The following is a 22988-nucleotide window of genomic DNA, read 5'->3' as shown; positions in this document are numbered from 1 at the left end:
TTCACGGAATATATAAATGAAGCGCCTAAGGTGCGCATAAAGGGAGTGGAGTGTTATGAAATTGAAGGCAGCGTTCATTTTTGTTGCCCCGGAGGCGGATTATCGAAAAAACAGAAGTGTTGTGGAGACTCCCCAAGTTGATTTAACCGTAGTCGGGGTTAAGGATTATGCTATGGCCTCAATCGCAGCCCAAGAACTTGTGAGTGAAGGCGTTGGAGCTATTGAATTATGCGGGGGATTTGGAATTAACGGTACTGCCGAAGTGAAAAAAGCAGTCGGTGATAAGGCTGTTGTGGGCGTCGTGCGTTTTGACAATCATCCCGGACTGAACTTCAAGAGCGGGGACGAGATATTTTAACCCTGAGTTGAGCCGGGAACCGGAAAACTGAAGATTTTGGCGGGAGGTTCTTTCTGTGGACTTATATGACCTGGGAGAAGTAAGCTGGTGGGAATCCCAATGTTATTATCACGCTTTGGCTTACCTGGGGCGCGAAGGGTTAATCCTCTGTTATCCTTCATCACCTTATGTATGCTTGGGGCTGCATGATGACTTGGATCAGGAAATAGACCTGGAGTATTGTCAGCGGCAGAGGATACCCTTATTCCGGAGAGAGACCGGCGGCGGGGTCGTTTATCTTGACAAAGGGCAAGTGTTCTTCCAGCTTGTGTTACGGCAGGATAATTCATGTTTACCTCTAAGGCGGACGCGTTACTATGAACAATTTTTGCAGCCGGCTATTTCTGCTTACAAATATTTTGGCCTCCCGGCAAAACTTAAGCCTCCCGCAGATCTTAATGCTGCAGGACGTAAATGTTCCGGAAATGCCTGCGGTGATATCGGGAAATGTACTGCCTATGTGGGCAATCTTCTTGTGGATTTTGACTATACTGTCATGAGCAAGATTCTCAAAGTGCCTGGCAGCCAATTCCGCCAGTACTTGCGTCAGACTATGCAAGCCAATATGACAACGCTGAAGGATTGGGTCAATCATTCTGTAGGGTATGATGATCTGGCAGCTCTGCTTGTCGAAGGTTTTAAACGGCAATGGGGTAACCTCGAGGCCAGGACTCTGGATGATGAACTCATAAGGAAAGCGAAGGAAATTTATGTTAAGACTAGCAATCCGGAATGGATAGCATTGCCTGGCAGGAAACATACGGAACGAACCATTAAAATAGCAGAAGATATTTTGCTGTTGGAAAGAAGAACAGGCCCCGACAGCAGCACAGCTATTCTGCTGCATAACGGAAAGGTCGAGCAGATGCGGTTTTTCGGTAAGGCGGCCTGTTTTTTCTCCAGGGCTGATTCTTTAATAGGTTGTGAATGGCATGAAGATTTACTTGGCAGGCCTTAGGGGCCTAACACGCGAGGTTACTGAGACGGGGAGGTAAGACAATGGATTTGGAGTATGCCATACCTGAGAACCTATATTACGACACCCACGATTTCTGGATTAAAGTCAATGGCGAAGAAGCTGTTATCGGACTATCGGATTATGGGCAAAGCAATACAGGAGACATCCTTTATTTGGAGCTTCTTCAGGCAGGAGAGACCGTTGGCAGAGGGGATAAGCTAGGATCGGTTGAGTCCGGGAAATGGGTCGGCAGTCTGCTTGCGCCGCTCTCGGGAACGATCCTGGAATCGAATAAAGATGTCCTTGTCCATCCGCGCAAGGTTAATACCGATGCTTATGGTGATGGCTGGATGTGCAGGATAAAATTAAGGGATTCCGTCGAAGTTAAAGGCTTGCTCACGGCTCAAGCTTATCGCAAGTGGATTATTGAACAAGAAACTAAGGAAGAGGAGATAGGATAAGAAGATGGAGAGGATGGGAACCCCTTGGCGGTTATTAGATATGGGTGCAATCTCAGCGGCTCATAATATGGCTTTGGATCAGGTTATTCTGGATGCCCGCAGTTCCAATCAGGTTCCTAACACGGTTCGTTTTCTCCAATTTTCACCCTCTTGCGCTCTGGTCGGTTTCCACCAAGCTGTGGAACTTGAAGTAGACGAGAATTATTGCCGTGAACAGGGCATTGAGATAAACCGGCGCCTTACAGGAGGGGGGAATCTGTATTGGGATGAGTCTCAACTCGGCTGGGAGATTTTTGCCCCTAAAAATACTCCGGGTATTCCTAAACGGTTGGAAGACATGTACCGGCTGATGTGTGAAGGGGTCGTTGTGGGATTAGAGCGCTTGGGTGTAAAAGCCCATTTTCGTCCAACCAATGATATTGAAGTAGAGGGCCGTAAGATTTCAGGCACCGGCGGGACTGAAATGGGGGATATTTTTTTGTATCAAGGGTCCCTGCTGACTGATTTTGATGTCGACACCATGCTCAAGGCTTTGAAACTGCCCATAAAAAAACTGGCAGATAAAGATGTTAAGTCTTTCAAACATAGAGTTACCTGCTTAAGGGAAGTTCTTGGTTATCTGCCTCCTCTGGCAGATATTAAAGCTGCGCTTGCTGCAGGAATTTCCGAAGTTCTGGGCATTACTCTGGAACCGGGCGGTTTGACGGAGATTGAACAGCAAAGGTTAGAAAAGGAATTAGTTCACTTCCAGTCAGAGAAGTGGATCAGAGGAACGAGAATTGTATCCCAAGCCAATGACTTGAGAATGGCGGACTATAAATCCCGGGGAGGCTTGATTCGGGTTTCAATCCGCTTGGACGAAAAGCGTCAGCTTATTAAGAGTGCCTTTATTACCGGTGACTTTTTTGCCTATCCGGCAAGAAGTATCCTGGACCTGGAAGCAGACCTGAAAAATTCATCCTCAAATCCCCTTGAGATTGCGAAAAGGGTTAATCAGTTTTTCAAAAGCCATAACGTACGCATACCTGGAGTTGAGGCTGAGGACATTTACCTGGCTCTTTGTCTTGCCTGCAGCAGGGAAGGTGACAGGAATGACGTCAAAGCATTATGATGTCGTCATCGTAGGAGCCGGACCGGCTGGGGCCAGCGCTGCCCAAGCTGCCGCCAAGTCCGGAATTAATGTCCTGCTGATTGATGCCGGCAGTCACCCGGAACGTCCGGTGCAATGTGCGGAGTTTGTCCCCCGCGAAATTAACCAGTATGTTCAGCTTGCACCGGGCGCAGTTGTGCAAACTATCCGGAGTATGGATATTTATCTCTATGGTAAACCGGTTGCTTCTCTGGCCGGTTCCGGATATCTATTAAACCGGGAAGTGTTTGACAAAAGTTTAGTAAATCGTGCTGTTGCCGCAGGAGCTGAGTTCCGGACCGGAACGAGGGCAACAGCCAAAACGGATTCGGGGTTAATGATATCCAGAAACGGCAAAGAAGAGTTTATTCAGACTTCGATTATTATTGGTGCCGATGGGCCGCGGTCTGCAGTCGGTCATTGGATCAAGAGTGAAAACCGAGAGTATTTGGCAGGATTTCAATACACGTTGTCCTTGAGAGATGAACAGAAATCCATCGATCTTTATTTCAAACCGGAATACACGGGAGGTTACGCCTGGCTTTTTCCTAAAGGCGACAGAGCCAATGTGGGAGTTGGGGTTAGCCTCTTACATAAAGAAAAATTGCCGCATCTCCTGCAGCAATTTGTGAACGATTTGACTGCCCAAGGGAAAATCAAAGATACACTGCCTTCAGCTAAAACAGGCGGTCTAATCCCTGTCGGTGGCCCTTTAGGGATAACTCAGGCAGAAAATGTGCTTCTCTGCGGTGATGCCGGCGGATTTACTCATCCCGTTACCGGCGGGGGGATATTAACAGCTATTGTTACCGGAGAGATTGCCGGAAGGTGTGCTGCTCAGGCGGTAATAAATCACGATCTAAGATTGTTGTCCCGGTATCCCCAGCAATGGCAGTCAATACTGGGTGGATTTCTTGAGCGAGCCAGGCGCAAGAGAAATGATATGACTACCTATTGGACTGAGGACAGAGACCAGTTCGAGGGCTTGATAAAAAGAACATGGATTGGAGCAAGTTAGGCAGACTCTAGAATAGTTTATTGAGTTTCTGCAGGGCAATGATTGTTGAAAGGGGAAGGGCAATTATGCAGTTAGTTCAAGAGAGTCCTCTATTTGTACAAACGAGTTTGGCCGGCGCCCTATGTTTGGGGATGGAAAAAGGGCGTTTTATGCCAAAATCCGAATGCAAATGTCTTAACCTTCTGCTGACTTATAACAGCGGCTGCAGGGCATCCTGCAGTTATTGCGGTCTGGCTAAGAATCGTCAGGAAGAATCCTCCAAAACCTTTATTCGGGTTAAATGGCCGGTTTACTCCCTGCAAAATATTCTTGATCGGATTAGGAGCGGAAACCATCCCTTTAAAAGAGTCTGCATTTCTATGATCACTCATGGACGTGCTGTGAAAGATACCTGTGGGATTATAAGCCAGGTTCGTGAGTACACTCAATTACCGGTTAGCGTTTTGATTGCGCCGACAGTGATGAAAAGGAAAGAGGACTTGACCAGATTTAAAGCAGCCGGGGCGGACCGGGTGGGCGTAGCTATAGATGCTGCGACGGAAGAATTATTTGTTCAGCATCGAGGAGCAGGAGTGAGTGGGCCTCACCACTGGGATCATTTTTGGCATACCTTAGGTGATGCGGTAGAAATCTTTGGACAGTATCAGGTTGGGGTACACCTGATTGTCGGCTTGGGCGAGACGGAAGCTGAGATGGTCAGGACCATAGCCAAGGTTCACCAGATGGGAGCTTTGACTCATTTGTTTTCCTTTTACCCGGAGAGCGGCAGCTTGCTGCAGGATTGCCCGCCGCCTGATTTAGGTCAATATCGCCGGGTGCAAATGGCACGGTATTTGATCGATGAAGGCCTTGCGGAGGTGAGGGACTTTCAGTTTTCAGCACAAGCACAAATAATGGACTTTGGGAAGGATATAATGCCTATTATTCGGAATGGTGAAGCCTTCATGACTTCGGGCTGTCCGGGAGAGGACGGACAAGTTGCTTGTAACCGCCCCTTTGGCAATGAACGCGCCAGCGATCCGATGCGCAATTATCCGTTTCTTCCTGAGGCAGAAGATATTGATATAATAATCCCGCAGCTCTGGAACGGGGTTAAACAGGAATGTTAACTAAAGACAGCGAAGAATTAAGTCTTACCCAAGAAGCCTGGGAAGTGCGGCAGCGATTCAAGCCGGAGATATGGTTTTCTGCTCCTGGTGCCAAGCATTACGAAAACCGCTACTATGCAAACCACAAACACTATTTTGTCAATATAAGCGTCACAGGTGAGGCTTGTGCCTGTCGGTGCGATCATTGCAGCGGCAAACTTCTCCAGAGTATGATAGCAGCGCCTACCCCTCTGAAAATGCGTCAAGTGATTGATCAGCTCCAGGACATAGGCTGTCGGGGCATCCTCGTAAGCGGGGGAGCAAATTCACAGGGAGAAGTACCGTTGCTGCCATTTCTGGATTCCCTTGCTTATGCCAGCCAGAAGGGTATGAAAGTATTAGTTCATAGCGGAATCATTACTCGTGAAACGGCTATGGCTTTAAAAGCGGCGTATGTCGATCAGGTCTTAATGGATGTGATTGGTGACCAAGAGACGATTCACCAAGTTTATCATCTTGACCGAAGACCTGAAGATTACCTGCGGGCCATGCTCTTCTGTCGTGAAGCAAACTTAAACATAGCCCCTCATGTGGTCGTCGGATTGCACTATGGCCAAATCCGGGGGGAGATTCAAGCATTAGAGATGATTCAGCAAGCTCAGCCAAAGACAATAGTTTTGGTTATCTTAACCCCTTCCAATGGAACTGTTATGGCAGGGCTAGAACCACCGGCGTTGGACGAAGCAAGTGAAGTAATTACGCAGGCCAGAATTATGAACCCGGATATCCCCATTACACTTGGCTGTGCGAGGCCATCAGGGCAATATAAACGGATAATTGAGATCCAGGCGGTTAATTGTGGGGTCAATGGCATTGCCTATCCCCATGAAGCAACTATTGATTATGCACAGAATAGAGGGCTGCAAACCGTTTTTACGGAAGAATGCTGTAGTTTAATTGGACAAAACTATATGAGAAATCAAATGCAACTACCGGGATAAGAAGGATTTTTCCAATATCAAGTCGTTATTGTTCTTCATGATTATGCTTATTTTCCTTGTGGCCATGGTGCCAATCCTATGAGCTAGATGACGAATAGTATGTTTCTGCATAAAAATTGCCTAAAACTGCAAATGGAGCATTTTGCTTTATTGCAGTTTACTTTTTCTTGAACTATACTTAGCCATAGGATTTCATCGTTTATGAAAAAACAAAAAGGTTAAGTGATTAAAATGTCAAAGCAAATGGAAAAAACGGCAAATATCCAGAGGCTCAGTCAAAGCTTTTCAGATCATAAGGAAATTTTGTCACAGCTGGTTTCTATGGCAGACCAGATTACCACATCAGAAGGGACCACTACAACAGCCATCCCTTATCTCTCAATCTGTCGCCATACCCACCAGTCGCCGCTGATTCCAAGTGTGCTGTCGCCATCGTTTTGCCTTATTCTGCAAGGATCAAAAGAACTTCACCTTGGGCAGGATATACTTCACTATTATGAGGGCGATTACGTGGCTTCCATCATCGACATCCCTGCATCCGGCCGAGTCGTTGGAGCAACAAAAGGGTTCCCATATATTGGCCTGCGTATAGATTTTACCGCAGAGGAAGTTGCATCCGTTGTGGCTGAGGCTAAAATTGATCTTCCTTCCAGAATTAAGAAACCCAGCACTGCAGCGTTCATTGGAAAATCTGATCAAGATCTCCTTGAACTGTTTGAACGCTTACTTAATCTCGCCCTTAAGTCAGAGCCTGCTCCATTTCTGTCCGCTCTCATGATGCATGAAATGATCTATCGTTTAGTTTCAGGCAAATATGGACACCTTTTTCTTCAGCAAGCCCTCTATGATCAGCAGTCTGATGGTATAGGAAAAGCAATCGGGTGGATTAAAGAAAATTTCTCACGCCCATTCACCGCTCCCGAGCTTGCTAAGTTCAGTAATATGAGTGTATCAAGCCTTCAGCATAAGTTTAAAACGATTACAACAATGGGACCTTTACAGTACCAGAAACAACTACGTCTGCAGGAGGCCAGGCGCCTTATGCTGACCAGCTCCATGGATGTCACCGCCGCCGCACTGGAAGTTGGTTATGAAAGCCCCTCTCAATTTAATCGAGAATACAAGAGACTCTTTGGTTTATCACCTCTCAGGGATATTAAGGAAATTCAAGAAACTCCATACCAAGTTCAAGAAAAACTGAAAGGGCATTAAGTAATATGCTTACAAAAGAATTACTAAGTTACATATTGGATATTGGAGAACAAATGCTTGTCAGCGGTGCTGAAGTAAATCGCGTGGAGGACTCCATCAGTCGTATCTGCAAAGCATATGATGCAAAGCGGGTGGATGTTTTTACTATCACGTCTAGTATCGTCGTATCTCTTCAATCGAAAAGCGGAAATACGCTCACTCAAACCAGGAGGATCTTAAAATACTCAACGGATTTGGATAAGTTGGACAGACTTAATAATCTTTCCCACTATATTTGTGCTCACAAACCTGAGGCAGAATATATTAGAAATGGAATAGAAATGATCGGTATTAGACGCATATATGGTCCGAATGTCCAATATTTGGTATATGGTATGATTGCTGGAACATTCACGATGTTCTATGGAGGTGACTTGAATGATGCAGCTGTTTCTGCAGCTATCGGCATGATATTGAAATCAGCGATCACTTTTGTCCAAAGACTGGATAAAAACGTTTTTATTGTAAATATACTGTGCTCGTTCGTTATAGGAATGCTGGGGGTTCTGCTAGTTAGAACGGGGATAGGTCATAGCTTCGATAAAATTGCAATCGGAAATATCATGCTGCTGATACCAGGATTGGCTCTCACAAACTCAATAAGGGATATCATAAGCGGAGATACGATAGCAGGACTATTGCGCCTTTGTGAAGCTATTCTTGTAGCTTTGTCCATCTCTTTTGGATTCGGTCTGGTATCAGTTTTTGTTGGAGGAATGTTCAAATGATCCATACATTTCAGATCATTTTGGCTTTTATGGGTTCACTTGGTTTTTCGATTCTGTTTAATATAAGAGGAAGGAAAATATGGTATGCTGCTTTAGGTGGTATGTTAGCATGGGTGATATACTTACTGGGTGGTCTCTGGCTAAGAGGCGAAATGACGCAGTACTTCATTTCGGCTATTATAGTAACCTTTTACTCTGAGATATGCGCCCGCATCGAGAAAACGCCAGCTACTACTTTTTTAACAGCAGCTATCATTCCACTAGTTCCTGGCCGAGCCTTATACTACTCAATGAGTTATGCGATCAATAATAGGTTTGTAGAGTTTGCCGATTATGGCTCTTATACGGTGCGTATTGCAGTTGCTATAGCAGCCGGCATTATGGTCGCATCTTCGCTGTCAAGAGTTTTTTTCGCATTACGCTCTCATGAATACCGTCATGATTCAATGTAAAATAGAGGAACTGCAGCCCTTGTTATTTGAGCCTGGGACAGCGCGGCTAGACAATTGCAACTATCTACTGTGATTTGGCGGTTATGGGGAAATACGTATTTTTAATAAGGAAAATTAAGCAAATGAGAAATTAACAGGTAAGTTTAAGAAACTTCGTTATGAAATCCGTGTAACGGGGTTTATTATTATTTACCTAAAATTAGAAGGTAAAGGTAATACTAAGTGCAGATAATGATATGACAAAAGGGATGGTTTTCTACCATCCCTTCATGATTATTTGCTAGCGTTCTTCCATTTTAATTATAACATATAAAAAATTGTAAATGCAGGCTATTTGTTCGCATTTTCTACTGCTATAATGCAATAGCACGATGGATATGATGATCGAAGAAGGAATCGCCAAAGGAGGACAACGTATGAATTCATTTGTGCTTGGCTTTCAGGACATTGACAAAACAAAACTCAGGGTTGTTGGGGGTAAAGGCGCGAACCTAGGGGAACTTTCCAAGATTGAAGCAATACGTGTACCGGATGGCTTTTGTATTTCTACAGAGGCCTTTAAAAGAATAATTGGAGAAACGTCGTCGATTAGCAAATTACTCGAGCAGTTGTCGCTCCTTAAGGTGGAGGATCGGGATAAGATCGCAGAACTAAGCGGCGAAATTCGCAGGGTCATCGAAGGGATAGCCATCCCGCAGGACATTGTTGAAGAGATCACCTACCTCCTATCCAGGCTTGGTGAGGAATATGCCTATGCAGTAAGATCCAGTGCAACTGCGGAGGATTTACCGACGGCTTCCTTTGCAGGCCAGCAGGATACGTATTTGAACATTTTTGGAAAGGAAGCCATAATGAAACATATCAGCAAGTGCTGGGCATCGCTGTTTACCGAGAGGGCAGTCACTTACCGGATACAAAACGGCTTCGACCACCGAAAAGTCTACCTGTCAGTGGTTGTCCAGAAGATGGTCTTCCCTCAGGCGGCAGGAATTTTATTTACTGCTGATCCTGTCACTTCCAATAGGAAAGTATTATCTATTGATGCTGGCTTCGGGCTTGGTGAGGCCTTGGTCTCCGGACTGGTGAACGCCGATATCTATAAAGTCCGTAACGGCAAGGTTGTCGATAAGAAGATATCCACCAAGCAGCTGGCTATTTACGCCTTGAAAGATGGCGGTACGAAAGAGAAGGAGATTGAGCCTGAGCAGCAGAATAGGCAAGTGCTGACGGATGAGCGGATTTTGAGCCTCTCGCACTTGGGCAGAAAGATCGAAGAACATTTTGGCTGCCCCCAGGACATCGAATGGTGTTTAACTGAAGATACATTTTATATTGTCCAAAGCCGGCCAATTACAACGTTATATCCCATCCCTGAGGCGGATGATAAAGAAAACCACGTCTATTTATCAGTTGGCCATCAACAAATGATGACCAACCCCTTGAAACCATTGGGAATGTCTTTAATGCAGTTAATATCTCATGGTCGCTGGTTTAAAGCTGGTGGAAGGTTGTTTGTTGATGTGGCACAAATGCTGGCTACACCAGACGGCAGGAAAATGTTGTTGAATAATATGAGACAACTCGAGCCGCTCACACAAGACGCAATTATGACCATCATAGAGCGAGATTTTATAAAATGTTCATCGAATGATAAGAAAGAGCAGAGTACTGGTAATAGCGATAAAGTTAAGCCGCCTGCAGAACCTCAAGCACAAATCGAAAACAATCCGTCAATTGTTTCTGATTTGATTAGAAAAAGTCAAACCTCCATAGAAGAGTTGAAACAAAACATTCAAGGGAAATCAGGAACGAATTTAATTGATTTTATACTAGATGATATCCAGGAGTTAAAGAGAATCTTATTTGACCCACAAAGTTCGGCTGTATTTATGGCCGCTATAAATGCTTCACTTTGGATCAATGAAAAAATGAGCGAGTGGTTGGGTGAAAAGAACGCAGCAGACATACTTTCTCAATCTGTACCAAACAATATTACTTCGGAAATGGGTCTGGAGTTAATGGATGTGGCAGATGTGATTCGCCCTTATCCTGAAATAATTGATTATTTACTGAATGTAAAAGATGATAATTTTTTGGAAAAATTAGTTGAGCTCGATGGTGGGCAGGAAGTCCGAGATGCAATTCTGTCTTATCTTGACAAATACGGAATGCGATGCAGCGGAGAAATTGATATTACGAAACCGCGCTTTAGCGAAAAGCCTACTGCACTTGTCCCCCTGATTCTCAGTAACATCAGAAATTTTGAGCCTAATGCCAGCAGTCGGAAATTTGAGCTAGGGCGGCGTGTTGCGTCGGAAAAAGAAAAAGAGTTATTAGAGAGATTGAAAACGTTGCCGGATGGTGAAGAAAAAGTCAAAGAAACAAAGCGAATGATTGACCTAATCCGAAATTTCATTGGCTATCGTGAATATCCAAAATACGGCATGGTTAGCCGCTATTTTGTTTATAAGCAGGCTTTACTAAAAGAAGCCGATCGACTCATACAGACAAATGTTATTCATGAAAAAGAAGATATATATTACCTCACTTTTGAAGAACTTCGCGAAGTCTTAGTCACAAATAAACTGGATTATGAAATCATCTGCAAGCGAATAGAAGAGTACAAATTATTCGAAAAACTAACTCCTCCACGTGTTATCACCTCTGAAGGCGAAATTATTGCAGGCGAGTACAAACAGGAAAATCTGCCAGCGGGCGCTATGGCAGGTCTGTCTGTTTCTTCAGGAGTTATAGAGGGAAGAGCACGCGTCATCTTAAGCATGGAAGACGCAAATTTAGAAGATGGAGATATTCTAGTCACTACCTTTACTGACCCCAGCTGGACACCATTATTTGTATCTTTAAAAGGCCTAGTCACCGAAGTTGGCGGTCTGATGACCCACGGAGCAGTTATCGCTCGTGAATATGGCTTACCGGCAGTTGTCGGAGTGGAGAATGCTACAAAACTGATAAAAGATGGGCAACGAATTCGCGTACATGGATCAGAAGGGTATGTAGAAATCTTATAATGCGGGGACAAGGAAAATGGCCACGGGGCTATCCTATTATCGCAAATCAGGAGTGCGGAGCGGGTCTTAAACGTTAGCGATTTAGTAATATAAATAGATGGGGCTGATGAGATTTAAATCAGCCTCATTTTTTTATCCAGGTACAATAATTTAACCTGGACCTTAACATAACAGGTAAGAATCGGGGAATTATAGATAAAGAGGAATGCCTTTTTAGCGGTTCATACCATGGCATTTATTCATAGTGCTTCACCGTAGTTGAAAATAAAGGAGAGTTAGTTATTATGCAAAAACCAACCAATTTTTATGTGCCCAGCATTAACCTCATGGGAACAGGATGCCTGAGTAATTTTGGTCAAGAATTACAAGCCAAAGGATTCAAAAAAGCGCTTATCGTTACCGATAAAAACTTGGTCAATTTAGGCCATGTAAGAAAAGTAGAACAAATATTGAAGGATACCGGCATTACCTACAGTATTTTTGACGGAGTAGAACATCCCAACCCGACTACTTCATTTGTCGAGAACGGTTTACACCACCTTAAAAAAGGAAACCTTCTCCAAAAAGATTTCAACTTTATTATCTCGGTAGGCGGGGGTACCAATCATGATTGCGCACGAAGTATCGCCCTGCTGGCGGCAAACGGAGGCAAAATCTCTGATTATGAGGGATTAAACAAGGTTCCCAAGAATATCCTTCCCTGGGTTGCCGTAAATACTACTTCTGGCTCCGGTGCAGAAGTGACAAATTTTGATATTATCGTTGATGAGTCACGGAAGGTAAAAATGGACATCGTGGATCCGCAGATGCTAGCTACCTTAACAGTGAACGACCCTTCCTTAATGACGACCATACCCAAGGAAGTAACGATTTCTTCAGGTATTGACGTGTTGGCCCATGCTATAGAATCTTATGTTTCTATTAATGCTACGCCCGTTACTGACGCCCTAGCTCTAGGAGCCATTAAACTGGTTTTTAACTATCTGAAAAAGGCCGCTGCCAACGGCAACGACACAGAAGCTAGAGAGAATATGATGTACGCTGAATTCATGGCAGGAATGTCCTTTAATAACGCTGGGGTAGGATATATTCATGCTATTGCCCATCAAATTGGCGGGTTCTCCAACAGGCATCATGGCTTAATAACAGGAGCATTGATCCCTTATGTCCTGAAATTTAATGCTCTGGCAGTACCCATTGAACGATTTATGGATATAGCCAAAGCGATGGGAAAAGAAGATATAAAAGAAGATGACGCAGTTGAAACAGTCCATACCGCTATTAATGAACTTAATGCCGAATTGGGAATTCCCTCAGATCTAAGTGAATTGGGTGCTAAAGAAGAAAATATCGGTATCATGGCTGAAAATGCTTTAAAGGATGTCGCCTGTCTGACTAACCCAAGGCTGGCTTCTCTGGAGGATATGATTCAATTGATTAGAACAACTATGGGTATGAAAGCTGGCCAAGAATCGGAATGGAAACCAGGTGAACAATTATCAAATCCAATAAATGTCATGTTGGCTAATAATGCGGAAAGGCTGACTGACACTAATTCATATAATAATAGAACTTAGTAATCGGAAACATGATCCTGTACTACTTAATATTCATTGAGAATTGGAAACATGTCTTTATAAATATTAGTTTACAGCCTCAGGTTTAACTTCTAATCCTGATGGTATTCATATTGATGCAATTTTACAAAGATAATTTGGTTTGCGATATTTTGAAGCCTTTTCTAATTCCATTTACATAACTTTTAACCCATGGGCGAACGAAGAAAGGTTGACTGAAATTTTGTCAACCTTTCTCTCATGTTTAATATCTAAACCAGGTTACTACTTCCTGTTCTGGAATTCTTATCATATCTCTAGTAATTTTTATCACCGAAGAACCTTTCGATGTAGCGGACAAATTATCTTTTAAATGATTTTTTGTCATAGTTGATTTCTGAGTTTTAGACTCATTTAAAACTTTTCTTTTAGATGTTTTAGATTTTTGCTCAGACGAATATTTATCCGATCTTGGCTCAACAACCTTATCGGAATCCCTTATTGATACTATCTTAACATTTTCCTCCTTAACCATTTCATTAATTGCAGTTTCGGTAACTTCTTTCCATACTCCCAGTACATCAGTAGCTACTCGTTGCCAAGTAAATAGTTCCTCTGCCAATCGTCTACCCGCTTGACCCATCTTTTCCCGAAGTTTTGCATCTTCAATAAGGATTTTCAAAGTTTCTGCAAATTCCACGAGATCTTCAGGACATTTGACGACTAAGCCATTTTGCTGCATTACAATTTCCTGATTTCCGCCTCGCGCCGTGGTTACAAAAGGCAAACCGGCAGACATAGCTTCATAATGAACACGAGCAAGAGGTTCCTGCCACTGAGAAGGACATACAAAGATATCTGCGGCCCAGAACCATTGATGAATTTGTTCCGCCGGAACATAACCTGTTGTAATAACTGGGAAGGGGGCTTTTTCAGCCAAGGTACGAACATAGGCCACGTAATCAGTTAGAGTATCCTCGCTGTACCAGGTTCCACCAACGATAACAAGGGCTATATTGGGATCGGAAGGATACAGATAATTCATAGCGTGAAGCAATAGGTCTATACCCTTTTTTGCTGTTAAGCGTCCAACAAATAGAATAACGGTTTTTGTTTCAAGTTCATACTCAGACCGTAATTTTTGACGAGTTAGAGTCGAAAACTCAGATTGTTTCCAGGGGATTAATTTATCGTGATATACTCCCGAATAGATCGTATGAACTTTTGATGCGGCTTCAGGATAACGTTCAGAAATAGTCTTTCCGATATAGTTACTGATTGTAATAATTTTGTTACTTTCTTGTATAGCAATTCGCGCATCTTGTATTTTAATTTTTTCTGGACCAAACATATCATTGTGCATGCTTAAAATGAGTCGCGAATACGGGGCAACCTTGCGAATTAGTGGAATAAGTCGTGGCCTATTAAACACATGAATAAGATCATAATTTCTATCTTTAAGAAATTCAATAACTTCTTTAGCATAAATTTCAAAAACTTGTTCGCCATTAATTCTCACATAATAAATATTATTTCGATCTTCCTCCTGCGGTAATAAGGGGTCAGAAGTACCCAGAATGGTTAGATTGTGATGTGTCCCTAACGTTCCCGATATTCCCTCGATATAAGTTTGGATAGCCCCTCCGCGTACAGGTGGAACTGGGAGTTTTTCAGTACAGATCATTAGAACGTTTAATTTGCCGTCACTGTTTGGTAAAAATTTTGGGCGATTTATAACTCTATTAGGTTCTTCAACACTATTATCTAATTGAATTAATTCAAGGGTTTCCGGGGCAATCACTGGATTGGAAGTATAACTGCCTTGGGTGTAATTTGTGTTTGAAGATCTAAGTTCTTCTAAGGCAATTTCTTTTGTTTCTTCCAGGAGCAAAAGGTGTTGATAAATTCCTTCAAAATCAAGACTTAAATATGAAGCCGGATTATAGAGAATCTCGTTTATTTGCTTATAGAACTCATTGGGGAAGGCTAAGTCATTCATTAAGACGTCGTAGATTTCTCTATCAATTGGATTTGCCTGATGATAAGACTCAATCATGGCCTGAATCCACTGGACATCCCATCTTCCCATATCGTCCATCGTACCAGAAATAAGCTTCCGAAGATCACGAATGGGTAAATCGTAGGCCACACCATCTAAATCGATAACCCAGAGTCCCCCAGGTCCAAGCTGGCCGTTTGACCATCCGTAGTCTTGATGAACTAGACCCCAATACGTTTCTCCCATCGAGATCATTTGCGTATAAGAGGATTGTTGCTCAAGGTAAGTTAAGGAATTTTTAGCTTGGCGTTCAAAACACTCAATTGCTTCAAGCAGGAATTGACTAGCCTCAATCTCTTTATATGCGCTGGCAATGTGACGAAACCAATCAAACTTTTGGATTATTTTGTTATAATATGCAGGCCATCTGTATAATCTTGAAGCTTTTTGTGAACCCACGGGAGGGATATACCCCCGGCTATACTTATGAAATTCGCCAAGACCGTAACATAGGGCACAGGCACCTTCCAGATCTTTGGTTGCAGGGCCAAGAGGTTCAATCCAATCAGTTACGATCCATAGCTTACCCCCCTTATTTATATAAAGGGTATCTTCTTTCGTTGTTTTTAATTCTGGAACACGTGCGCCCTGCTTTACAAAGTAGTCCTGTGCACCGATTGAAAAGAGACTTCGTATTGGTTTTCGGTGTAAAAGTTTTAGACTGCGCGGACCTTTATCAGTTTCAATTTTCCATATTGCTCCGCCTTTATCCGATTTTGTTGTTATGACTTCTTTACTAAAAACTGCCATATTGTAATTACTCATAACCTGTTGAGCAAGATCATCAATCTCCGGAGGTACATATATATCACTCTTAACTAGCGTGGGGCAATTATCACAATCCCACGGCTGAATCATATATTCACCCACAACTCCACCCCCATTATTCTAAAAAACCACTGTTATAAAATATTCTTCAATTTAAAAAATGGGTCTAGATAATTATGCCAAAATATGGAACACGACCACCTTGTCGAAAATAAACTGGAGTAATCGACAGAAATGAGAGTGGGTTTGCAGGATGATGAATATATGTATCGTAGGTGCTGGTTATGTGGGATTGACAACTGCTGCTGCTTTAGCAGAATTTGGACATGACGTATTATGTGTCGATATCGAACAATCCAAAATTGATATGCTTAATCAGGGGTTGATCCCAATCTATGAACCCGGATTAGAAGAATTAATTCGGAAAAATGTCCAAAATGGTAATCTTCATTTTTCCTTTGATGTAAAAGAAGGTATTAAAAACAATCAAATTATTCAAATCGCCGTAGGTACACCACCTAAAAAGGATGGCAGCAGTGATCTTGGTTATATTCATAATGTTATTGAGGTTGTTCATTCGACAATTCAAGATTACAAGATTGTCATTACCAAAAGTACTGTTCCTCCCGGAACGAATGAATGGATTCACCAACGATTCCTAGATGAGGGTATTGATGAAAAACTATTTGATATTGTTTCAAATCCGGAGTTTCTAAGAGAAGGTATAGCCTTATGGGACATTTTCCACCCCAACAAAATAGTATTTGGAACAAGAACCAAAAGGCCAATTAAAGTTTTAAAAAAATTATATCAAAGTGGAAGAGCTCCAGTGATTTTTACTAGTTTAACAGGTGCAGAAATGATCAAATATGCAAGCAATGCCTTTTTAGCCACAAAAATTTCATTTGCCAATGAAACAGCAAGAATATGTGATGCTTATAACGTAGAGTATTCGGATGTTGCTCTTGGGTTAGGGACAGATCCAAGAATTGGCAGGGATTTCTTAAAAGCCGGCTTGGGTTTTGGAGGTTCATGTCTACCTAAAGATCTTAGATCCCTTATGTATTCCGCTCAGAGAAAGAACGTGGACACAAGGCTGCTTGACGCTGTATTGGAAATTAACAATACTCAGGTTGAGTTATACTTGAAGAAACTTAACACACACTTGCCAGATTTTAAAGGTAAGAGAATAACGGTTTGGGGAGTAACATTTAAGCCAAATACTGATGATTTGCGTTTCTCTCCAGCCATAGCCTTAATAAGTGAATTAGTCAACAAAGGAGCGAACGTTCACACTTATGATCCAATAGTTCAGCTTCAATTACCTGCCATATGTTCTCATGCTAACCAGAACGAATCGATCACCAATTCAGATGCTTTGATTATTGCCACAGAATGGGAACAATTTCTCAATTCAAATTGGGCAGAAGTCAAGTCGAGAATGAGCGGGTCAATTATTCTCGATGCTAGAAACTGCTTAGATGCTGAAACGATTCGAAAAAATGGCCTTATTTATCTGGGGGTGGGTAGACGATGAGGATTCTCGTTACAGGAGCAGCGGGTTTTATTGGTTCGCATCTGTGCGAGCGGTTACTTCAATTGAACAATACTGAGGTCGTTGGAATTGACGGTTTTATTAATTCTTCCCTGAACCAAACTAAACAGAGGAATCTCAAGGAATTACTTTTAAATTCACGTTTTAAATTTTATCAGGTAGATCTTCGTGAAGCGGATTTAATGAAAATTTTAGACGGAGTCGATGCCGTCTACCATCTAGCAGGCATGCCAGGGGTGCGCACAAGTTGGGGAACCGACTTTAAGGACTATGTTAATCATAATATCTCAGCCACTCAGACCTTATTAGAAGCTGTACGCGAATTCCCCGTTCAAAAATTTATCTATATTTCAACTTCATCGGTTTATGGGGAAAAGGTGGGGAAAGTTACAGAGGAATCCATTCCAAATCCGCTATCGCCCTATGGCGTGAGTAAGCTTACTGCAGAACATCTTTGTAGGGTATACCAAACAAGTTATAACATCCCAATTGTAATATTAAGATATTTTACCGTCTATGGACCAAGACAACGCTCAGATATGGCCTTTCACCGCTTTATCAAAGGGATCCTTAATGATGAAACCCTACAAATATATGGAGATGGAAATCAAACGCGAGATTTTACCTTTGTCAGCGATTGCGTAGATGGGACTGTTGCAGTTCTACAGGCAGAGAACGTGATCGGTGAAACAATTAATCTCGGTGGCAGAGAACGTGCGTCAGTTTTACAAGTTATTAAGCAGTTGGAAAAGATAATTGGCAAAAAGGCAAACCTAGAATTTAATGAAGGGCTTAAGGGTGAACCGAGAAATACGTGGGCGGATATATCAAAAGCACAACGGCTTCTTAATTACGATCCCGTAACTTCCTTAAAAAACGGCCTTACCAGACAGATCAATAATTTTTATAAAAACTGAGGAAATGGTTTAAATCACCACTGACAAACATTGATCATATAATAAGCTAGCAAGTCCTTCTATCGATTTCATGGAAACGCAAAATGTTATTTTATGGGAAGGTGGAAAAAACATGAACAAGGATGAATTAATGAAACAGGTTCAAAGTACAATGTCTAATGGAAAAGAGCTAGATAAAGTAAAGGTAAAGTTTACGGATGGTCAAGTCTATAAATTCGATTTTGTTAATGAAACGATTGAAGAGGAAGTCGAAGAGATAGACCAAGACGATGATGACGATGATGACGATGATGACGATGATGACGACGATGACGATGACGACGATGACCAGAACCAGGACGATGACAAGGACGAGGTAGTGGCAGAAAAAAATAACTACGAAAACACTCTAGTAACAAGTGCATCCGGACGTCGAGTTAATGTTATTAACAACAATTAACTATTTAAACTTTTACGTTAGGATATATCATTAAAATAGTTAAAAAAATAATCGAAGGGGATGGCCCAAATCTCTTGGACCATCCCTTAAGTTTTATTTTATTATGACTCCAAGTAGTTTATATTAGGATTAAATACTAATCCTCGCAAATATTGCAGAAGTTTGTCTGAGAATTCCTCACTTCGTAATCCATACTCGATATTAGCCTGGAGAAAACCAAATTTATCGCCTACATCATATCGACGACCTACAAAATCATAGGCAAGAACTTCACGCTTTTTACTAAGCTTTCGTAAACCGTCAGTCAGTTGTATTTCGCCGCTCTTTCCAGGAGCAAGGGTTTCTAAAATGTCAAAGATTTCTGGACTAATGATATACCGGCCCATAATCGCTAAACGTGTAGCAGGAGAATCCTCTGGGTTGGGTTTTTCAATGAGGCTTCGTGCCTTATAAATTCGATCGCATTTCAATTCTCCATCAACAATACCATATTTGGAGACATCTTCTCGCGGAACCTTTTGGACTCCGAGAACTGGGGCACCGTACTTTTCATAGACCTTAATCATTTGTTGTATACAGGGGATTTTTGAGTGAATAATGTCATCTCCCAGGAGCACGGCAAAAGGCTCATTTCCGATGAATTTTCGTGCGGTGTATATAGCATGACCCAAACCTAGCGCTTCCTTTTGCCGAATGTAGTGAATCTCAGCTAACTTTGAAATATCTTGGACAATACCTAGAAGATCCTGTTTTCCGCTGTTTTTCAAAAAAGTTTCTAGCTCAATAGAATAATCAAAATGATCCTCTATGGCTCGTTTATTTCGTCCAGTAATAATAATAATGTTATCAATTCCTGAACTTACAGCTTCTTCAACAATGAACTGAATAGTTGGTTTATCGACTATAGGCAACATTTCTTTAGGTTGGGATTTAGTAAAAGGTAGAAAACGAGTACCTAACCCTGCAGCGGGGATAACGGCTTTTCGTATTTTTAAGTTCTTTTCCATTTTAACTCCGTTATTCTTTTTTCTATAGAATATGCTTAATGTAAAAATATTGAAACTGTCTAATCCCCGACGGGAAGAAAGATCTATTTACTTTTTAATAATCCAGATCAGAATTCGCATTGAATTATTATTAGACTAAAAGATAATTCTTCTCCTTTTGGAATAAATCTTGACAATAGTATACAGTCAATATAAATTTGAATAAAACGAAACTATGTCAAGTTATGTTTGACTCCAACAGCGGTTAGACGGAGACTATACTTAGACCTAAAGAAGGAAATGATACACTATGATTGAATTTACAACGAATATAAAAATAGTTCCTGTTTGCCCTATTTGTCGTGGGATAGGGCAGAAGGTTCGCAAAGTAACGGTCAAGCATCAGGTAAAACGGGGTTTTAAAGTTGAAGGCGAACAGTTTTTCTTGTGTAGAACTCCCGAATGCGATGTTGCCTATTATACTCAAGACGGGAAAACAATCCTTCAAGAACAATTGATTAACAAGATCTGGTTTAAGGAAGTTCCTCCCCCCGTTCCAATTTGTTATTGTGCAAATGTTACGGAGGATGAAATCTTATATCATGTGGCTGTAGCTAAATGTTGTTCTTCATTGGAAGATATTAAAAACCATACAGGAGCTAATACTGGACGTGAATGTCTAACTAAAAATCCTGCAGGCAGCTGATGTTCTTCTGTTGTGCAATCGGTGATTGCCAAAAGTCTCGCTTTACGAACAGAACCCGCAGACCAGTGATGTGAAGGGTGGAGCCTATGGCCTTATGGTCTTTCCCTGCCATGGATTACTATATTGTTGCCTCCAAGGACGGATACACTCTATACACAAGTCAGGCCATTTTTTTGTAGAGAGATAATCGGGCTGATAAATAACAAAGGCATCAGGAGAATAAATCTTGAGGTCTTTGTTTTATTATAGTCATAAGTGAAAATTAATATATAAAGACAAACTAGGCGCCTTAATGAGCGCCTAGTTTTGGGTAATAAGAGAGTAAATACTCGAAAACATGTTGGGAAAAAGTATGTACCCAATTATTTGACGCTATGCCTCAATACGTGCTCTTTTCGTTGAGTAGAAATATTCTGATAAATTGCAGGGTTTAAGAACTTCTTTGAAGAAGGAGAATTAAGAACCTTTAAACTTCAGTTCTAAAATTGGACTATTTTAGGTATTTTTGAATCGAACAAAGATGCGATATTTAGCGATTGGGGGAACCTTTAATGAGCAGTGAAAGTACAGAGTGCAAGAATCTAAGAGCTCTGATCAATGAACTTCGAGCTGTGCTTGACTCAATCCATACTGGAATTATCGCTGTTGACATAAATGGAAAAATAACGTTTATCAACGAAAATGGCAAGAAGTTTATGGGATGCGGGGAAGAAGTTATTGGGTGTGATGTTAATGAACTTATTCCTTTGTCTAAGATCAAAGATGTTTTACATAGTGCTAAGCCCCAATATGGGGTTAAGATGCAGATCGGAGACAAAACAGTATTAACCAATCGCACTCCCATTATAATTAATCGGCAAATAACCGGAGCAGTAGGTTCTTTTACAGATATTACTGATCTGGAATTGGTCTCTCACCAATTACATTCTGTTCAAGAGCTGTATAGCGAACTAAGCGCCTTGATCGATTCTTCGGCTGATGGTTTAGTGATTACAGATGGTAAAGGCTTCATTATCCGCATGAACAAGGCATACCGATTAATGCTTGGCATTCCCCTTGAAGAGAATTTTACAGAACAACCTGTAACAGAACTCGTCACAAAAGGTTACTTATCAGAACTTGTCACATCAAAAGTACTCCAAACTCTTGACTCCGCTACTATGATTCAAGAAATTAATGGCAGAGAAATTCTGTTTACAGGAACCCCCGTTTTTAATATTAATGGAAAGATAGTACGTGTCATTGCTAATATAAGAGACCTCACTGAACTAAATTCCCTAAGACGAAATCTTCACAAATTCTCTCAAGAGATGGATAGCTATCGTTCTGAACTATCACGTTTAAAAATAAAAGCACTTGAGGACGGCTTTATCTTTAATAGCCCTGAAATCCGTAAAGTAGTGGAATTATCCATTCGTGTGGCGCGAGTGGATACAAATGTACTAATAACCGGGGAATCTGGCGTAGGCAAGGAAATTATAACTCGGATGATTCGCGAATCAAGTAAACGATCCACCGGGCCTTTTATTAAAATTAATTGTGGAGCTCTATCACCAAGTCTGATAGAGTCTGAACTATTTGGCTATGAGGAAGGAGCCTTTACAGGGGCCTCAAAGAAGGGGAAACCTGGAATCTTTGAACTTGCTTTAAACGGAACCTTATTCCTCGATGAAGTGGGAGAACTTCCTCTTGATCTTCAAGTTAAGTTATTAAGAGTGATTCAAGAAAAGGAGATTACTCGCCTGGGTGGGACGCAGAGTATTCCTGTTGATGTGCGACTGATTACAGCAACAAACCGAAACTTAGAACAAATGGTCAAAGAGGGGACGTTTCGCCACGATCTCTTTTATCGTTTAAATGTTGTAAATATTTATGTTCCGCCTCTCCGTGAACGTGTAACAGATATTCCAATGTTAGTGGAGTACTTCATTGGAAAATACTCTAAGAAATATAACCTTAATCGCAAAATTCCTCCTGTACTTATGCAAGCTTTTACCGAACACGATTGGCCAGGAAACATTCGAGAACTCGAAAACACCATTGAACGAATGGTAATTTTAAGCCCTGACGAATGGATCGATTCTTCTTTATTTAATGGCAGCAAAGAAAGAACTGTTTCAGATACGCCTCCGCTTTATCGTTTAAAGGATGCCTTAGCCGAAACAGAGAAGAAAATGATCTTACAGGCCTATCATTTGACTAAAAGTACAAGAAAAGCAGCTTCGATGTTAGGTATTAATCAATCTACCGTTGTACGAAAGCTGAAATTTTATGAAAAAGAAAGTTCGGCGATGCCAAGAAGCATCACTGATTAACCAGAGCATCAGGAGTTTCCTGTAAAAAGAGCTAAAGCGATGCAATAGAGCATCGCTAATTTTTTGTCTAATTCTAAATACCCCAAAAAATGAGGATATAAACCCTTATAGTTATCAGAATATTTAAAATATATTGGCACGGTTTTTGCAAATAAATCTTAATGAGTGCGCTCTA

At 41.6% G+C, this 22988-nt stretch carries 19 protein-coding genes; 17 read left to right on the top strand and 2 right to left on the bottom strand.

Translation table 11 applies throughout. The annotated features are described in order from the left end of the window. Positions 1-55 precede the first annotated feature (55 nt). The 12 genes from B5Y67_RS16435 to B5Y67_RS16380 all read left to right on the top strand — a co-directional run bounded on the left by B5Y67_RS16435 (position 56) and on the right by B5Y67_RS16380 (position 13089). Entirely contained in the window at positions 56-358 is a 303-nt protein-coding gene (locus B5Y67_RS16435) for a DUF6506 family protein (RefSeq protein WP_088227502.1), read from the top strand. A gap of 55 nt (positions 359-413) precedes the next feature. Then, positions 414-1355 carry a biotin/lipoate A/B protein ligase family protein gene (locus B5Y67_RS16430; protein WP_088227501.1) on the top strand — a complete coding sequence of 314 codons (942 nt, stop codon included), beginning with the start codon at positions 414-416 and terminating at the stop codon, positions 1353-1355. A gap of 41 nt (positions 1356-1396) precedes the next feature. Next, positions 1397-1816 carry a glycine cleavage system protein GcvH gene (gene gcvH / locus B5Y67_RS16425; RefSeq protein ID WP_088227500.1) on the top strand — a complete coding sequence of 140 codons (420 nt, stop codon included), beginning with the start codon at positions 1397-1399 and terminating at the stop codon, positions 1814-1816. 4 nt (positions 1817-1820) lie between these two features. Beyond that, positions 1821-2927, top strand: coding sequence for a lipoate--protein ligase family protein (locus tag B5Y67_RS16420; protein ID WP_088227499.1), 1107 nt, complete (start codon positions 1821-1823; stop codon positions 2925-2927). After that, positions 2908-3963 (top strand): geranylgeranyl reductase family protein, encoded by a 1056-nt coding sequence (locus B5Y67_RS16415; RefSeq protein ID WP_088227498.1) that lies wholly within the window; start codon positions 2908-2910, stop codon positions 3961-3963. The genes B5Y67_RS16420 and B5Y67_RS16415 overlap by 20 nt, the downstream gene beginning before the upstream one ends. 65 nt (positions 3964-4028) lie before the next feature. Further along, positions 4029-5072 (top strand): radical SAM protein, encoded by a 1044-nt coding sequence (locus tag B5Y67_RS16410; RefSeq protein WP_088227497.1) that lies wholly within the window; start codon positions 4029-4031, stop codon positions 5070-5072. Beyond that, the gene (locus B5Y67_RS16405) at positions 5066-6052 is read left to right on the top strand and encodes a radical SAM protein (protein ID WP_088227496.1); all 987 of its coding nucleotides are present in this window, start codon (positions 5066-5068) and stop codon (positions 6050-6052) included. The genes B5Y67_RS16410 and B5Y67_RS16405 overlap by 7 nt, the downstream gene beginning before the upstream one ends. Before the next feature lie 231 nt (positions 6053-6283). After that, positions 6284-7264 carry an AraC family transcriptional regulator gene (locus tag B5Y67_RS16400; RefSeq protein ID WP_088227495.1) on the top strand — a complete coding sequence of 327 codons (981 nt, stop codon included), beginning with the start codon at positions 6284-6286 and terminating at the stop codon, positions 7262-7264. A gap of 5 nt (positions 7265-7269) precedes the next feature. Beyond that, complete coding sequence (locus B5Y67_RS16395) at positions 7270-8031, top strand: threonine/serine exporter family protein (protein ID WP_088227494.1); 762 nt, start codon at positions 7270-7272, stop codon at positions 8029-8031. After that, positions 8028-8483, top strand: a complete 456-nt coding sequence (locus B5Y67_RS16390) for a threonine/serine exporter family protein (RefSeq protein WP_088227493.1) — start codon at positions 8028-8030, stop codon at positions 8481-8483. The genes B5Y67_RS16395 and B5Y67_RS16390 overlap by 4 nt, the downstream gene beginning before the upstream one ends. Before the next feature lie 416 nt (positions 8484-8899). After that, complete coding sequence (ppsA, locus tag B5Y67_RS16385; protein ID WP_088227492.1) at positions 8900-11512, top strand: phosphoenolpyruvate synthase; 2613 nt, start codon at positions 8900-8902, stop codon at positions 11510-11512. Positions 11513-11796: 284 nt separating this feature from the next. Next, complete coding sequence (locus tag B5Y67_RS16380) at positions 11797-13089, top strand: iron-containing alcohol dehydrogenase (protein WP_088227491.1); 1293 nt, start codon at positions 11797-11799, stop codon at positions 13087-13089. Between the two features lie 244 nt (positions 13090-13333). Here B5Y67_RS16380 and B5Y67_RS16375 read toward each other — a convergent pair whose 3' ends face one another. Beyond that, positions 13334-15997 (bottom strand): CotS family spore coat protein, encoded by a 2664-nt coding sequence (locus B5Y67_RS16375; RefSeq protein ID WP_088227490.1) that lies wholly within the window; start codon positions 15995-15997, stop codon positions 13334-13336. Between the two features lie 151 nt (positions 15998-16148). Between B5Y67_RS16375 and B5Y67_RS16370 the strand changes: the two genes are divergently transcribed. The 3 genes from B5Y67_RS16370 (at position 16149) to B5Y67_RS25410 (ending at position 18806) form a co-directional block, all read left to right on the top strand. Further along, entirely contained in the window at positions 16149-17432 is a 1284-nt protein-coding gene (locus tag B5Y67_RS16370; protein WP_242976005.1) for a UDP-glucose/GDP-mannose dehydrogenase family protein, read from the top strand. After that, positions 17429-18367, top strand: coding sequence for an NAD-dependent epimerase/dehydratase family protein (locus tag B5Y67_RS16365; protein ID WP_088227489.1), 939 nt, complete (start codon positions 17429-17431; stop codon positions 18365-18367). Before B5Y67_RS16370 ends, B5Y67_RS16365 begins: the two co-directional genes overlap by 4 nt. A 112-nt stretch (positions 18368-18479) precedes the next feature. Then, complete coding sequence (locus tag B5Y67_RS25410; RefSeq protein ID WP_170932718.1) at positions 18480-18806, top strand: hypothetical protein; 327 nt, start codon at positions 18480-18482, stop codon at positions 18804-18806. Positions 18807-18907: 101 nt separating this feature from the next. Here the strand turns inward: B5Y67_RS25410 and galU are convergent, their stop codons facing one another. Then, entirely contained in the window at positions 18908-19813 is a 906-nt protein-coding gene (gene galU / locus B5Y67_RS16360) for a UTP--glucose-1-phosphate uridylyltransferase GalU (protein ID WP_088227488.1), read from the bottom strand. Between the two features lie 289 nt (positions 19814-20102). On the opposite strand from galU, the gene B5Y67_RS16355 reads away from it, so the two are divergent. Further along, positions 20103-20567 carry a (2Fe-2S)-binding protein gene (locus B5Y67_RS16355; RefSeq protein ID WP_242072674.1) on the top strand — a complete coding sequence of 155 codons (465 nt, stop codon included), beginning with the start codon at positions 20103-20105 and terminating at the stop codon, positions 20565-20567. A gap of 482 nt (positions 20568-21049) precedes the next feature. Further along, positions 21050-22813, top strand: coding sequence for a sigma 54-interacting transcriptional regulator (locus tag B5Y67_RS16350; protein WP_088227486.1), 1764 nt, complete (start codon positions 21050-21052; stop codon positions 22811-22813). The last annotated feature ends 175 nt before the right edge of the window (positions 22814-22988 follow it).

It is taken from the genome of Desulfosporosinus sp. FKB (assembly GCF_002196705.1).
Classification (GTDB): Bacteria; Bacillota; Desulfitobacteriia; order Desulfitobacteriales; family Desulfitobacteriaceae; genus Desulfosporosinus.
Note: the sequence above shows the minus strand (reverse complement) of the source record. Positions and strands in the feature narration are given on the sequence as shown.

Bases quoted from the DNA above. Each gene is read 5' to 3' on its own strand.
- B5Y67_RS16370 (WP_242976005.1), top strand. From the start codon at position 16,149: ATGATGAATATATGTATCGTAGGTGCTGGTTATGTGGGATTGACAACT.
- B5Y67_RS16395 (WP_088227494.1), top strand. From the start codon at position 7,270: ATGCTTACAAAAGAATTACTAAGTTACATATTGGATATTGGAGAACAA.
- B5Y67_RS16380 (WP_088227491.1), top strand. From the start codon at position 11,797: ATGCAAAAACCAACCAATTTTTATGTGCCCAGCATTAACCTCATGGGA.
- gcvH (WP_088227500.1), top strand. From the start codon at position 1,397: ATGGATTTGGAGTATGCCATACCTGAGAACCTATATTACGACACCCAC.
- B5Y67_RS16420 (WP_088227499.1), top strand. From the start codon at position 1,821: ATGGAGAGGATGGGAACCCCTTGGCGGTTATTAGATATGGGTGCAATC.
- B5Y67_RS16435 (WP_088227502.1), top strand. From the start codon at position 56: ATGAAATTGAAGGCAGCGTTCATTTTTGTTGCCCCGGAGGCGGATTAT.
- B5Y67_RS25410 (WP_170932718.1), top strand. From the start codon at position 18,480: ATGAACAAGGATGAATTAATGAAACAGGTTCAAAGTACAATGTCTAAT.
- galU (WP_088227488.1), bottom strand. From the start codon at position 19,813: ATGGAAAAGAACTTAAAAATACGAAAAGCCGTTATCCCCGCTGCAGGG.
- B5Y67_RS16405 (WP_088227496.1), top strand. From the start codon at position 5,066: ATGTTAACTAAAGACAGCGAAGAATTAAGTCTTACCCAAGAAGCCTGG.
- B5Y67_RS16390 (WP_088227493.1), top strand. From the start codon at position 8,028: ATGATCCATACATTTCAGATCATTTTGGCTTTTATGGGTTCACTTGGT.
- B5Y67_RS16410 (WP_088227497.1), top strand. From the start codon at position 4,029: ATGCAGTTAGTTCAAGAGAGTCCTCTATTTGTACAAACGAGTTTGGCC.
- ppsA (WP_088227492.1), top strand. From the start codon at position 8,900: ATGAATTCATTTGTGCTTGGCTTTCAGGACATTGACAAAACAAAACTC.
- B5Y67_RS16415 (WP_088227498.1), top strand. From the start codon at position 2,908: ATGACGTCAAAGCATTATGATGTCGTCATCGTAGGAGCCGGACCGGCT.
- B5Y67_RS16350 (WP_088227486.1), top strand. From the start codon at position 21,050: ATGAGCAGTGAAAGTACAGAGTGCAAGAATCTAAGAGCTCTGATCAAT.
- B5Y67_RS16400 (WP_088227495.1), top strand. From the start codon at position 6,284: ATGTCAAAGCAAATGGAAAAAACGGCAAATATCCAGAGGCTCAGTCAA.
- B5Y67_RS16365 (WP_088227489.1), top strand. From the start codon at position 17,429: ATGAGGATTCTCGTTACAGGAGCAGCGGGTTTTATTGGTTCGCATCTG.